The sequence below is a fragment of the Gordonia prachuapensis genome, from assembly GCF_036350515.1.
Taxonomy (GTDB): Bacteria; Actinomycetota; Actinomycetes; order Mycobacteriales; family Mycobacteriaceae; genus Gordonia; species Gordonia prachuapensis.
Genome location: NZ_JAZDUE010000004.1, coordinates 50,420 through 65,706 on the forward strand (window position 1 = coordinate 50,420; position 15,287 = coordinate 65,706).

At 69.7% G+C, this 15,287-nt stretch carries 4 protein-coding genes; 2 read left to right on the forward strand and 2 right to left on the reverse strand.

Annotation, left to right across the window (positions count from 1 at the left end):
- The first annotated feature begins 39 nt into the window (after positions 1-39).
- Complete coding sequence (locus V1Y59_RS05935) at positions 40-4,221, forward strand: AAA domain-containing protein (RefSeq protein WP_330503921.1); 4,182 nt, start codon at positions 40-42, stop codon at positions 4,219-4,221.
- A gap of 79 nt (positions 4,222-4,300) precedes the next feature.
- On the opposite strand, the gene V1Y59_RS05940 is transcribed toward V1Y59_RS05935, so the two are convergent.
- On the reverse strand, positions 4,301-5,089 hold the full coding sequence (locus V1Y59_RS05940; protein WP_330503922.1) for an SIR2 family NAD-dependent protein deacylase: 789 nt from the start codon (positions 5,087-5,089) through the stop codon (positions 4,301-4,303).
- Positions 5,086-5,514, reverse strand: coding sequence for an HIT family protein (locus tag V1Y59_RS05945; RefSeq protein ID WP_330503923.1), 429 nt, complete (start codon positions 5,512-5,514; stop codon positions 5,086-5,088). Before V1Y59_RS05945 ends, V1Y59_RS05940 begins: the two co-directional genes overlap by 4 nt.
- A gap of 508 nt (positions 5,515-6,022) precedes the next feature.
- Between V1Y59_RS05945 and V1Y59_RS05950 the strand changes: the two genes are divergently transcribed.
- A complete protein-coding gene (locus V1Y59_RS05950; RefSeq protein WP_330503924.1) occupies positions 6,023-15,280 on the forward strand; it encodes a fatty acid synthase subunit beta domain-containing protein in 9,258 nt (3,085 codons plus the stop codon).
- The last annotated feature ends 7 nt before the right edge of the window (positions 15,281-15,287 follow it).

Here is a 15,287-nt window from a genome sequence, read left to right on the forward strand (position 1 = left end):
GACGCCGGCGCAGGCGTACGCAGGAGGGATCGATCACCGATGGCCGAGGAGACCGACACGTCGCAGCCGGACCAGGTCGTCCGGCTGATCGGTTACCTCCGCGAACTCGTCCGCTCCCGCTTCGACGTCGTCACCGACGTCGGCGATCATCCCGGCGTGCTCTGGGTGGGGAAGTCCACCGCCGTGCCGGTGCGGACGGCGGCGGTCGCCGGGCAGACGGTCATGGAGCTCGGCCCGGCCGATGACGCGCACGCGGAACTCACACGGATGGTGGGTGAGCTGCAGGAGGACCCCGATGGCCTCGAGCTCGTCCTCGCCAACGCGCTCGTCTCGGTGCACGACGCGACCGCGCCCTCGGACGAACCGCCGCTTCGACATGAACATCTCGTCACCCAGCAGGTCGTAGCGGACCGCGACGACGAGACCGGCTCGATCCGGGTCGTTCTCGGGGCCGGAGCGGTACCCGTCGTGCACGACTCATCCCTCCTCGCCACGGTCGACGGCGTCGACCTGTCCGGTACCCTCAAGACGCGCGCGAAACTCGCCGAACTGTCCAGTCCGGTCGGACCGAAGATCGGCGACCTGATCGACGAGTGGCTGTCCCGGGTCGCTGTGGACCGCGATCGCGTGTCGGTCTCGGCCGACCTGCGTCCGGCGGTCGTGCTCCGTCGACGCGGCGTGGCCGCCGTGCTCGACTTCTACGACGCCATGCTCGCGGAGCTGCGTGCCGAATCCGAGGATGCGCCGGTCGGCCTCGCGCAGCTCGTCGCGCCGATCGAGGCGCCCGACCGCGTCGCGGCATTGGCGAGAACCGGCGCGAAGGCTCCCGACGAGCTCGTGCGGGAGGCGTTGTATCCGTTGCCCGCCAACGTCGAACAACGCGACGTGCTCGCCCAGCTCGGACTCGACACCGGGGTCGTGGTGGAAGGCCCACCGGGGACCGGCAAGACGCACACGATCGCCAACCTGACTGCGGCATTGCTGGCACAGGGGCAGCGCGTGCTGGTCACCAGTGAGAAGGCGCATGCGCTGCACGTCCTGCGCGACATGCTGCCCCCGGAACTGCGCGATCTCACCGTGTCGATCGCCGATGTCGGCACCGACGATTTCGAGGCGACGGTGTCGAGTGTCGAGGCGATCGCGGACCGGAGGTCTCGATACCAGCCCCGGGTGGTCGATGCGGAGATCGCGGACGTGATCGGAAAGCGCGATCAGGCGCTGCGCCGGCGCGAACGAGTCCTCCGCGAACTCTGGTCGGCGCGCGAGTCCGAGACGGAGGTGCACGAATGGGTGGCCGGTGACTACCGCGGCACCGCGGCCGAAGTGGTACGCCAGTGCAAGGCCGACGAGGAACGATACCGGTGGCTCCCCGGTCCCGTCGAGGGTGCGACGCCTCCGCTGGACACCGGCGAGTTCGAGCGGCTCAGGGCCCTGCTGACGAGCACCCTCGGCTCGGAACCACGTCTGGGTCAACGACTTCCCGACCTGGCCACGCTACTGCCGGAACCAGCAGTGCTCGACGACATCTGCGCACGGATCGCGCAGCGGCCCACCGATCCCGAAGTCGGGAGCGGGTCTCTGCTGTCGATCCTCGACGATGTCGAGAGCGCACGGCTCGTCCGGATCAAGGAGGTGTGCGAGCGGCTCGCGGTGGCGGCCGGCGAGGTCTCGAACTTCCCACCCGCGATCGTCGACATGGCGGATCGCCTGCTCGACGGCCAGGCCGCCCATCTCTGGTCGCGGGTCGTGGGTCTCTCGCCGGTGATCGCCGACGCGGCCGAACGCGATCGTGCGATCGGTGGCCATGTCGTCGACGTCGACGGGGCCGGCCCGGGCGACGACGCGGTGTTCGCCGCCGCGGCCGACCATCTGGTCGGCGGAGGGCGCTGGCGAAGCAGGCTGCTGCGGTCGCCGCAGCAGCGGGCCGTCGAGGAATCCCGCATCAACGCCACCGTGGACGGCCGGGCACCGACCGATGAGCAGGGTCTGCGTCTGGTCGCCGACCATCTGGCGGTTCTCGATGCCGTGGGCAAGGTGCAACGGGTGCTGGCGGACCTGCATGTCCCGGTGGACAACACGGGATCCCGGTCGGCGCAGCTGAACGCGCTGGTGCGACTCGACGGTCAGTTGGCGTGGATCTCCGAACTGATGACCGGGCGTGACCAGCTGGTCCGCGAACTCGAGGCGATCAGTCCCGGTGGTCCACGCCCGCGCAGCGTCGCCGACGTGTCCGCCGTGGCCCGGCAGGCGGGCGCGATCGCCGCGACCAACGACGCCGTGCTCGCCGAGCACGAACTGGCCGACTGCGCCTACCGGCTGGCCGCCGAGGTGGAGCAGGGGCCCTCCCCCGAGGGCGACGCGCTGTTGTCGGCGTTGGCGGGCGCCGACCCCGACACCATTCGCGACGCGCGCCGCGCCTGGAACACCGCCCGGGACGAACTCGCCGACCAGACAGCGCTCGACCTGTTGACCCTGCGACTGCGCAGCAAGGCTCCCGAACTCTACGCAGTGTTCACCGACACCGCGGATGATCGTTTGTGGCACAGGCGGTTACGGGATATCGATGCCGCCTGGTCATGGCGGCGCGCGCAGACCTGGATCGAGGAGCGCAGCGATCCCGGACTCGAGGGTCGCCTGCAGTCCGAACTCGACGAACTCGAGGCCGACATCGGCGCCCTCACAGTCCGCCTCACGGCCGCGCGGGCGTGGCGGGCCTGCCTCGAACGCATGACGGTCGCCGAAGTCCAGGCGCTGCAGTCCTACCGCGATCACATGATCAACCTCGGCAAGGGATCGGGCAAGTACGCCAACCGCTTTCGTGCCGCCGCCCGCGCCGCGATGGAGCAGGCACAGGGCGCGGTACCCGCCTGGATCATGTCGATCAGCCAGGTCGCGGAGACCGTCACGCCGCGCCGCGACGCGTTCGATGTCGTCATCGTCGACGAGGCGAGCCAGGCCGACATCACGAGCTCGTTCCTGCTGTGGTTGGCGCCGCGTGTCATCGTCGTCGGCGACGACCGACAATGTGCACCGAGCGGTCTCACCGGCACCACCCTCGACGATGCGTTCGCCAAACTCGACGCCCACCTGCCCGACCTCCCGACCTACCTCCGGGACGGACTGACGCCCCGGTCGAGTCTGTTCTCGCTGCTGCGGAGCCGATTCGGGCATCTCATCCGCCTGCGCGAACACTTCCGGTCGATGCCCGAGATCATCGAGTTCTCGTCCCGCCAGTTCTATTCAGGCGCGCCGCTGGTGCCGGTGCGGCAGTTCGGCGCCGACCGCCTCCCGCCTCTGCGTGCCGTCCATGTGCCGGATGGGGATGCGAGCGGGCAGGGTCAGGGTCTGGTGAACGAGGCCGAGGCGATCGCGATCACGGATGCGCTGTCGGCGTGCCTGCGGGACCCGGCCTATGACGGAGCGGATTTCGGGGTCATCGCTCTGCAGGGCACCAAGCAGGTCGACGAGATCACGCGACGACTCCGGGAGACGCTGACCGACCGGCAGTGGCGTGAGCGGAGGTTGCGGGTCGGCACCCCGCCGGATTTCCAGGGTGACGAGCGTCGGGTGATGTTCCTGTCGATGGTGGTGTCGGATTCCGCCGCGATCGCGCCGCTGACCCGTGCGGAATCCCAACGGCGGATCAATGTGGCCGCATCGCGCGCGATGGACCAGATGTGGCTGTTCCACTCGATAGACCTCGACGATCTCAAGGCCAACGATCTGCGTCGGTCACTCGTCGCGTACGTGGAGTCCAATCAGGGACCCACACTTCCGCCGATGCCCGAAGACGTCTCGGAAATCGAACGGCAGCAGCCGTTCTCGAGTCTGTTCGAGCAGCGGGTGTTCAACCGCCTGACGGAGCGCGGGTACCACGTGGTGCCCGCGATGACCGTCAACAACCGCACCATCGACCTCGTCGTCACCGGGGCGGATGCCCGGATGGCCGTGGAATGCGACGGCGATACGTTCCGGACCACCGGCGAACAGGCACGATCGGACATGGAGCGGGAACGCGAACTCCGCAGGTGCGGATGGGAGTTCTGGCGTGTTCGCGAGTCCGAGTACGAACTGGATCCGGACCGCGCGCTCGCCGGACTGTGGGAGGCGCTGGATCGACGTGGGGTCAAGCCAGGGTCGGTGCCCGGTCCGAAGGTCGTCGGCGGCGCGGCCGCGAACAGTGGAGAATGGACGCCCATCGACCTCACCGCCGGCGAGTGACCACGTTCATCTCCCGGGTATGAGCTTGGCCGCCAAGATTTTTCGAGGGTGAGAGCGCCACCGGGGGAGGAGCCGGTACTCAGCCCACGTGCGCGAGGAGTGCGGGAAGCCCCACGGCTGCCGACGCGCGGACGCTGTGGGTGACGAACCGACTCAACGCCGACGGCTCCGGATTGAACTCGATGACCGGCACGCCGCGGTCCAGCGCCTGCTCGGGTAGCGCGGCGGCGGGGTACACCACACCGCTCGTGCCCACCACGAGGACGACGTCGGCGAACGCGAATGCGTTCTCCGCGGCCTGCCACTCGCCGGCCGGCAATCCCTCACCGAACCAGACGACCCCCGGCCGAACAGGAGACAGGCAGACCGGGCACGACGGGGGTTCCACGCGGATCTCCTGCACCGCCCGCTCGGGGTCCGCGTCGGTGCCCTGATACGGGCGACCGCAATTGCTACATCGAGGGGCGAACAGACTCCCGTGGAGGTGACTGACCGCCGTGCTGCCGGCTCGCTCGTGCAGGTCGTCCACGTTCTGGGTGACGACGAACACCCCGCGGTCGCGTTCCAGGCTCGCCAACGCCCGGTGGCCGGCGTTGGGAGCCGCGCCCCGGACCAGTCGTGCACGCCACTGATACCAGGCCCAGACGAGGCCCGGATCGTTCTGCCAGGCGGCGGGAGTCGCGATCTCGGTGGGGTCGAACCGCGCCCAGAGCCCGGTCTCGGTGTCCCGGAACGTCGCGATCCCGCTGTCCGCCGACATCCCCGCGCCGGTGAAGACGGTGACGACCTCGGCCCGACGGACCGCCTCGACCGCGGCCGCGGGAATGGCGATGTCGCCCTCGCGCCGGGAGACGGTGTCGTCGGTCATCGCGAGTCCCTCGCCAGTGCTGCTCGCAGGATCTCCGCGGTGTGGTCGGGGTCCGGGTCCCGCCGGACGACGAGTCCTTTGGCGAAACTCAACTTGTCACCGTCGTGTCGCGGCACCACATGGAGATGAGTGTGGAACACCGATTGAAAGGCCGCGCGGCCGTCGTTGAGCACCAGATTGACGCCATCGGCCGCGATGTCGCCGCTCTTCATCGCGGCCGCGATGCGCTGGCCGGCGGCGAACAGTCGCGCGCCCACCTCGGGGGCCAGGTCCGCGAGTCCGGACGAGTGATCGCGGGGCAGGATCAGGGTGTGGCCCCTGGTCACCGGACGGATGTCGAGAATCCCTATGACCGCGTCGTCGCGGTAGACGGTGCGGGCGGGCGCGGACCCCTCGACGATGGCACAGAACACGCAGGACGACATGACCCCCGAGGGTACTTTTCCGCCCCTGGTGCAGGTCGATCGGACGGGGCCCCGCGACGTCGCCACCAGGAGTGGAACACATCACATAACGATTTCATAACGCACCGATTCGGGGGTCCGAACCGCCGATCGAGCGCTCGGGCGCCGCGCCTCAACTGCACCGATGCCCGAGGGCCGCGAGCGTATTTCGGTGAACACCTGTCCTACCGCCGAGGTTACCGGTGGGTATACCGGCGGGTTCGATTTGAACATGAGGAAACCCTCATTTTCGTGTGTCATCATTGGGTCACGTTCACGCCGACGGTGACTCACGGATGAGTCCCGCGAGCCGCGAAAAGCACTGCGCGGCAGGTGTGTTCACCAGTGTGCCATTGACTGCTGCCCTGGACCCGACCAGGCCGACCGACGCCCGACGTGCGGATACATTCCGCGCTCCGCCGCCGACTACCAGCCCCCGAGATCCACGACCCGACACGCCCGCGAACGTGTCGAGACAAGAGGAGTGCACGTGACCGTCGACCAATACCGCTCCGGAGCACAGGGTGCCGCGCACTCGAACCGCCCCACCGCGCCATTGATCGATCGTCTCGCCGACGGCGAGCCGTATGCCATCAGCTTCGGCGGACAGGGCTCGCCGTGGTTGCCGACCCTGGCCGAACTGGTGGTCGACGCAGATCTCGAACACCGCATCGCGAAGATCGTCGCCGCCGCGGAACGCATCATCGACCCGGTCGCCGACCAGGTCACGATCGCTCTCGTCGACGGCTTCCACCCGTTGACCTGGGTGCGGGCTCACGACGCCGAAGAGGCCGTCCCCAGCGACGCCGAGCTCGCCGACTTCACCTTGTCGGGCCCGGGCGTCCTGTTGACCCAGCTCGCCGCCATCGAGGCGCTCAAGAAGCAGGGCCTCGACACCGCGGTCATCTCGCCCACGGCCGTGATCGGCCATTCCCAGGGCGCGATCGCCACTCACGCGATCGGCGCCGACGGCCAGGTCGCCGAATCGGGGCAGGGCCTGCTCCTGGCCATCGCACAGCTCATCGGTGCCGCCGGCACCCTGATCGCCCGTCGTCGCGGGCTGGCGACCACCACCCACGGCACTCCGATGCTCGCGGTCTCGGGGGTCGCGCCGGAACGCATCTCGGACATCCTCGTGGAGTACCGGGCAGGTCTCAGCGACACCGAACTCGCTTCGGCGCCGGTACTGGCGATCAACAACGGGCGTCGATCGGTCGCGTTGTCGGGTGCGCCGCGCCACCTCGCCGCGTTCGCCGCCTTCTGCGAGCGGATCGCCGCCGAGGAGGCCGACGACCGCAAGCGCAAGGTCACCGGTGGTGCACCGTTCGCCCCGAAGTTCGACGATCTCAATGTCAGTGTCGCGTTCCATCATCCGACGATGGCCGAGGCCGTCGACCTCGTCGCACGCTGGGCGGAGGAGTGCGGGATCGACCGTGACACCGCCGTGACGCATGCGCGTGCGGTGCTGGTGGACCCGGTCGACTGGGTCGCGACCGTCGACGACGTCGTCGCGTCCGGTGCGACGTGGATCCTCGACTTCGGCCCCGGCGACCTGGCGACCCGCCTGAGCTCGGCGCTGGTCCGCGGCCAAGGCGTCGGCCTGGTGCCGGCCGCACTGCGGGTCGGACAGCGAAACCTCTTCAGTCCCGGCGGTATCCCGGAAATCGCCCGGCCGTGGCATCAGTTTGCGCCGCAGCTGATCGCACTGCCGAACGGGCGGACCGCAGTGGACACCGCCTTCACCCGACTCACCGGCCGTTCGCCGATGCTGCTCGCGGGAATGACCCCGACGACCGTCGACCCGGCGATCGTCGCGGCCGCCGCCAACGCCGGCCACTGGGCCGAACTCGCCGGCGGCGGGCAGGTCACCGAACAGATCTTCGCCGACAACGTCGCGCGCCTCACCGACATGCTCGACGACGGGCGGCAGGCGCAGTTCAACGCGCTGTTCCTGGACCCGTATCTGTGGAAGCTGCAACTCGGCGGCAAGCGTCTCGTGCAGAAGGCGCGCGCCCAGGGCGCCCCGATCGACGGCGTGGTCGTGTCGGCGGGCATACCCGAACTCGAGGACGCCGTCGCCCTCGTCGACGAGTTCGTCGAGGCCGGACTGCATTACGTCGCTTTCAAGCCCGGCACCGTCGAGCAGATCCGCGCGGTCGTGCGCATCGCGGCCGAGGTCCCGCATCACCCCGTGATCGTCCAGATCGAGGGCGGGCGCGCCGGCGGCCACCACTCGTGGGAGGACCTCGACGACCTGCTGCTGGCCACCTACGGTGAGCTGCGGGCCCGCGACAACGTCGTCATCTGTGTCGGCGGCGGGATCGGCACCCCGGAACGTGCCAGTGAGTATCTGACCGGCACCTGGTCGGCGGTCTACGGCTACCCGGCCATGCCGCTGGACGGCATCCTGGTCGGCACCGCCGCGATGGCCACCAAGGAGGCCACCACCGCACCCGAGGTCAAGCAGCTGCTCGTCGACACCGTCGGGTGCGACGGCTGGATCGGTGCAGGTCACGCCACCGCCGGAATGGCATCCGGGCGTAGCCAACTCGGCGCCGACATCCACGAGATCGACAACACCGCATCGCGCTGCGGCCGACTGCTCGACGAGGTCGCCGGCGACGCGGACGCCGTCGCCGAGCGCCGCGACGAGATCATCGCCGCGATGGAGGGCACCGCCAAGCCGTACTTCGGCGACATCGCCGACATGACCTACCGGGAATGGCTCGACCGCTACGCGACCCTCGCCGTCGGCGACGGACGCTCCGATCAGATCCCGTGGGCCGACATCACCTGGCAGCAGCGGTTCGTCGAGATGCTGCAACGCACCGAGGCCCGCATGAACCCGGCCGACTCGGGCGAGATCCCGACCATGTTCGCCGAGATGGGTTCCACCGACGACCCGCACTCGGCCATCGACGCCATCGGCAGCGTCTACCCGCAGATCGAGACCGATGTGCTGCACCCGGCCGACGTGGCGTTCTTCCTCGAGTTGTGCCGGACCCCCGGCAAGCCGGTGAACTTCGTGCCCGTCATCGACAAGGACGTGCGCCGCTGGTGGCGCAGCGACTCCCTGTGGCAGGCCCACGACGCCCGCTACCCGGCCGACGCCGTGTGTGTGATCCCGGGCCCGGTCGCCGTCTCCGGTATCACCCGGGTCGACGAGCCGGTCGGCGACCTGCTCGACCGTTTCGAGGCGCAGGTCGTGACCGACCTGCACAACACCGGCGTCGAGGCCCTGGCCGTGGACTCCCGCAAGCGGGTCGGTCTGGTCGGCGACGAGGGCGCGATCGTCGCGGTCCTCGAGGCCGAGGACGTGGACTGGGCAGGTCGGATGGTGTCGAGCCCGATCGCTCTGCTCGGCGACGTAGACCGCTGGGACGTCGTCGATCCCGGCCGCGCAGAGCACGAGCCGACCGGCTCGGTCCTCGAACGCGTCGCGGGCGCGCCCGACCAACTCGACGGCTCACGCTTCGACCTCGTCACCCCTATCTCCGGATCCTCGGTGCGTATCCCGCTGCACATCGATGCCACGATCCTCGACGGCGGCAGCCCTCGGGTCGGCATCGACGAGGCGTCGGCCGCGATGACCGAGATCCTCACGGTGGCCGCCGGTGGCGCCCTCGCCGAGGTCACCGACAAGGTCTCCACCACGACCGTGGCGTGGGACCCCGACGGCGTCGCCGACCACGCGGCGGTCACCGGCTACACCATGCCGGCCCACCTGCGTCCGACGACCCCGACCGCGCCGTTCGGCTTCGCGGTTCCCGACACCCTCGTCGGTGCGTCCTGGCCGAGCGTGTTCAGCGTCATCGGCGCGGCCCGTACCGATGACGGAAGGCCCGTCGTCGAGGGGCTGCTGGACCTGGTCCACCTCGATCACGCGATCCACATCGTCGGCGAGATCCCTGCCGACGCCACCGAACTGACGGTGACCGCCCGCTGCGGGGCGGTGACCGACACCGAGGTCGGCCGGGTCGTCGAGGTGAGCGTGGACATCGCGGGGGCGACCGGTCCGGTCGCGACCCTGGCCGAGCGATTCGCCATCCGCGGACGACTCGGTGCGGCGGAGCTCGCCGATCCCGCCCGCGGCGGCGGCGCCACCGACGACGAGACGTCGGCGACCCGAAAGCTGCTGCGCCAGGCCACGATCACCGCGCCGAGCCGGATGACCGGCTTTGCCGCGGTGTCGGGCGACCGAAACCCCATCCATACCGATGCCGCCGCCGCGAAACTCGCCGGTCTGGGCGAGCCGATCGTGCACGGGATGTGGCTGTCGGCAGCCGCACAGCAGGTGGTCACGGCCACCGACGGCAAGCAGCCGATCCCGTCGCCCCGCCCGCTGGTCGGCTGGACCGCACGGTATCTGGGCATGGTGCGGACCGGCGACGAGATCACCGTGCGGGTGGACCGTGTCGGGCTGGACGCGGGCCGCGAGGTCGTCGAGGTCAGCGCCAAGGTCGGCGATGACCTCGTGATGAGTGCGACCGGTCTGCTGGTCGCGCCGCGCACCGTGTACGCGTTCCCCGGTCAGGGCATCCAGAGCAAGGGCATGGGCCTCGACGCCCGGTCGCGCTCCAAGGCCGCCCGCAAGGTGTGGGATCGCGCCGACAAGCACACCCGTGCAGCGCTCGGGTTCTCCATCCTCGCGGTCGTGCGCGACAACCCGACCACGCTGGTGGCGAACGGGACCACCTACAACCACCCGGACGGCGTTCTCTACCTGACGCAGTTCACCCAGGTTGCGATGGCCACGTTGGGCGTCGCCCAGATCGCCGAACTCAAGGAGTCCGGCGGATTCGTCGAAGGCGCCATCACCTGCGGACACTCGGTCGGTGAGTACAACGCGCTCGCCGCCTGCGCAGGCGTCCTCCCGCTGGAGGCTGTGCTCGAGGTCGTGTTCCAGCGTGGCGAGGCCATGCATCACCTGGTGCCGCGAGACGAGTTGGGCCGCAGCGACTACCGGATGGCCGCGATCCGTCCGAGCCAGTTCGGACTCGCCGACGCCGACGTCACCGGCTTCGTCGCCGATGTGGCCGCCTCGGTCGGAGAGTTCCTCGAGGTCGTCAACCTCAACCTGCTCGGCTCCCAGTACGCGATCGCCGGAACGGTCCGCGGCCTCGAGCACCTCGAGGACGAGATCGAACGTCGCCGACTGGAGTTCGGCGGGAAGCGGTCGTTTATCCTGGTACCCGGCATCGACGTCCCGTTCCACTCCAGTGTGTTGCGCGCCGGTGTGCCGGAGTTCCGCTCGAAGCTCGAGGATCTGCTGCCCGAGCACTTCGATCCGGCCATCCTCGTCGGCCACTACATCCCGAACCTGGTGCCGCGGCTGTTCAACCTCGGACGTCCGTTCGTCGAGGAGATCGCCGCGCTGGTCCCGTCCGATCCGCTGAACGCGGTTCTCGCCGACTGGGATTCGTGGGCGGCCAAGCCGAGCGACCTGGCCCGTGTCATCCTCATCGAGCTCCTGGCGTGGCAGTTCGCCAGCCCGGTGCGCTGGATCGAGACCCAGGAACTGCTCTTCGCCGGCCCGGAACGCGGCGGACTCGGCGTGCAGCGGTTCGTCGAGATCGGCCTCAAGGGCGCCCCGACGCTCGCCGGTCTGGCGACCAACACGCTGAAGCTCGACGACTACTCCGCGGCGACCACCGAGGTGGCCAACGTGGAGCGCGACTCCGACCTGATCCTGGCCAAGGACTCCGGCCCGGAACCCGAGGACGACGTCGACGAAACCGTTGCCGAGGCCCCGGCCGCACCCGAGGCGCCCACTGCCACTGCGACACCGGCGGCTCCCGCCCCGGCGCCGGCAGCCGCGGCGGGGCCGCGTCCGGACGACATCGCCTTCGGTCCGGCCGACGCGGTCAAGTCCGTGATCGCCCTGTGGACCAAGATGCGCACCGACCAGATCGGCTCCGCCGACACCATCGAGGCGTTGTGTGACGGCGTGTCGTCGCGCCGCAACCAGCTGCTGCTCGACATCGGTGGCGAGTTGGGTCTCGGTGCGATCGACGGTGCCGCGGAAGCGGACATGACCGCACTGTCGTCCACCGTCGACACCCTCGCCCGCGGATACAAGCCGCTCGGCCCGGTGCTGACCGACGCTGTGGGAGACCAGATCCGCAAGGTGCTCGGCCCGGTGGGCAAGCGTCAGTCCTACATCACCGATCGCGTATCGAACGTCTGGCAGCTGGGTCCGGGCTGGGGTCTGCACACCACGGTCGCCGTCGCACTCGGTACCCGCGACGGTGCCAGCGTGCGCGGTGAGGACCTCGGCAACCTGCTCGACGGGCCGCTCACCAACGCCGACTCGCTCGACGCGCTGATCGACCGCGCGGTGACGACCGTGGGTGCCGCGCGCGGCATCTCGGTCGCCAAGCCGGCCGCCGAGGGCGGGGGCGGCGCGACCGTCGACGCCGCGGCGCTCGGCGAGTTCACCGAACAGATCACCGGACGGTCCGGGGCACTGGCCTCGGCGGCCTACACGGTGCTCGCCAAACTCGGCCTGGCCGACGAGGTGTCGACCGCGGAGATCGTCGAGGACCCGAATGCGGCGGTGGCCGAGCGGGTCAGCACCGAGCTCGGTTCCGATTGGGCGCGTACGGTCGCACCTGCGTTCGACGTCGCGAAGGTCGTCCTGGTGGACGACCGGTGGGCCACCAGCCGCGAGGACCTGGTCCGGCTGTGGTTGGCCGACGAGCATGATCTCGACTCCGACTTCGACAGTGTCGTCGGCCGTTTCGACGGTGCCGGTCGTACCGTCGCCCAGCACGCGACGTGGTGGCAGGGCAAGGCGCTGGCCAACGGAAATGCGGTGCACGCCCGGACCTTCGCGGCGATCGCCGAGGCAGCCGAGAAGCCGGCTGCGGGTGAGTACGCCGACGACATCGCGGTCGTGACGGGTGCGGGCAAGGGATCGATCGCCGCATCGGTGATCGGCGGCCTGCTGGCCGGCGGCGCGACCGTCATCGCCACCACCTCGCGGCTCGACGATGCGAAGCTCGCGTTCTACAAGAAGCTCTACCGGGAGAACGCGCGGTTCGACGCCGCTCTCTGGGTGGCACCGGCCAACATGGCGTCGTACACCGACGTCGACGACCTCGTCGAGTGGATCGGCGCCGAGCAGACCGAGAACCTGGGTGGCACGACGTCGGTGATCAAGCCGGCCATGAAGCCCACCCTGCTGTTCCCGTTCGCGGCGCCGCGCGTCGCCGGTGACCTCACCGATGCCGGTGGTCGCGCAGAGCTGGAGATGAAGGTCCTGCTGTGGTCGGTCGAGCGGATGATCGCCGGACTCGGCGAGATCCACGCCGATCACGACATCGCCGCCCGCGTCCACGTCGTCCTGCCCGGATCCCCGAACCGCGGCATGTTCGGCGGCGACGGGGCCTACGGCGAGAGCAAGGCCGCACTGGACGCGCTCGTGACCCGTTGGGCCGCAGAGGAATCCTGGAGCACGAAGATCACTCTCGCCCATGCCCTGATCGGCTGGGTGCGTGGTACCGGACTGATGGGCCACAACGACGGCATGGTCGACGCCGTCGAGGCTGCGGGTGTCCGGACCTGGAGCACCGAGGAGATGGCCGACAACCTGCTCGGCCTGTGCACCCCGGAGCACCGCGCCGGCGCACGCAGTGAGGCCATAGTCGCCGACTTCACCGGCGGGCTCGACCCGTCCGTCGACCTCAAGGCGCTCGCCTCTGCTGCCGCGGATTCCGCGGTCGCCGAGGACGAGGAGTCCGAGACGCAAGACGTGGCAACGGTGTCGGCGTTGCCGGCCCCGGCTCGCGCTCCGCAGGGGATGACCCCGCAGTGGCCGTCGATCGACGCGCGCCCGGAGGATCTCGTCGTCATCGTCGGCGCCGGTGAACTCGGGCCGTACGGCTCGGCGCGCACCCGCTTCGAGATGGAGGTCGACGAGAAGCTCTCCGCCGCAGGCGTCGTCGAGCTCGCCTGGAACACCGGCCTGATCCACTGGGACACGGCACCGAAGCCCGGTTGGTACGACACCGAGACCGGAGACCCGGTGCCGGAGAGCGAGATCGCCGAGCGCTACCACGACGAGGTCGTCTCCCGCTGCGGTATCCGCCGCTACGCCGACGACGGCGCCATGGTGGACAACACCTCGCCGCTGCTGACATCGGTCTTCCTCGATGAGGACCTCACCTTCACGGTGAGCTCCGAGACCGAGGCCCGCGCATTCGCCTCGGCGAACCCGGAGAAGACCCGCGTCGCCGAGAACGCGGAGACCGGCGACTGGCAGGTCACCCGACTGGCCGGCACGGAGATCCGTGTGCCGCGGCAGTTCTCGCTCACGCGGACCGTCGGCGGGCAGATCCCGACCGGATTCGACCCGACACGCTGGGGTGTGACCCCGGACATGGCCGAGTCGATCGACCGGGTGGCCCTGTGGAACCTGGTTGCGACCGTCGACGCGTTCCTCTCGTCGGGCTTCACCCCGTCGGAACTGATGCGGTGGGTGCACCCCGGTCTGGTGGCCAACACCCAGGGCACCGGCATGGGCGGCATGACCTCGATGCGTGAGCTGTACATCAACACCCTGCTCGGGGAGTCGAAGGCCAACGACATCCTGCAGGAGGCGTTGCCGAACATCGTCGCCGCACATGTCGTGCAGTCCTACGTCGGCAGCTACGGTGCGATGATCCACCCGGTCGCCGCGTGCGCCACAGCGGCGGTGTCGGTCGAGGAGGGGGTCGACAAGATCCGGCTCGGCAAGGCGATGTTCGCCGTCGCCGGCGGCTTCGACGATCTCGGTATCGAGGGCATCGTCGGATTCGGTGACATGTCGGCGACCGCGGACTCGGCCAAGATGGCCGAACGTGGCATCGATGAACGCCGGTTCTCCCGGGCGAACGATCGTCGCCGCGGTGGATTCGTCGAATCCGCCGGTGGCGGAACGATTCTGCTCGCCCGCGGTGACGTGGCCGCACAGATGGGTCTGCCGGTCCTCGGTGTGGTCGCGTGGGCGCAGAGCTTCGGTGACGGCGTGCACACCTCGATCCCGGCTCCCGGGCTCGGCGCATTGGGCGCGGCGCGCGGCAACGATGCCTCACCGCTGGCTCTGTCGCTGAGCGCGCTGGGAGTCACCGCCGACGACGTCGCGGTGATCTCCAAGCACGACACGTCCACGCGGGCCAACGATCCCAACGAGTCCGAGTTGCACGAGCGGATCGCGTCGGCCATCGGCCGCGGCGACGGTGCACCCCTGTTCGTGGTGTCGCAGAAGACGCTGACCGGTCACGCCAAGGGCGGCGCTGCCGCCTTCCAGCTGATCGGGCTGTGCCAGCTGCTCCGTGACGGCGTGATCCCGCCGAACCGCAGCCTCGACTGTGTGGACGAGCAGATGCGGGAGTACCCGCACCTGGTGTGGCCGCGGGAGACCCTGCATCTGGGTGAGCGGTTCCCGCTCAAGGCGGGTCTGCTGACCAGCCTCGGCTTCGGCCACGTGTCCGGGCTGATCGCCGTGGTCCACCCGGAGGCGTTCGTCGCGACCCTGGACGCCGAGCAGGCCGCGCAGTACCGGCGGGTGTCCGCCGAGCGCGCTCGCAAGGGCAACCACCGTCTCCTGGAGGCGATGTGCGGTGTCGAGCCGGCCTACCGGCGCCCGGCCAACCGTCGCTTCGACGAGGCCGTCGACGAGCACGATGCCGAGGCAGGCCTGCTGCTCGATCCGGCGGTCCGTCTGGCCGCCGACGGCAGTTACGGCCGCGCAGGCGAGGTGGTGTGACCGCCGG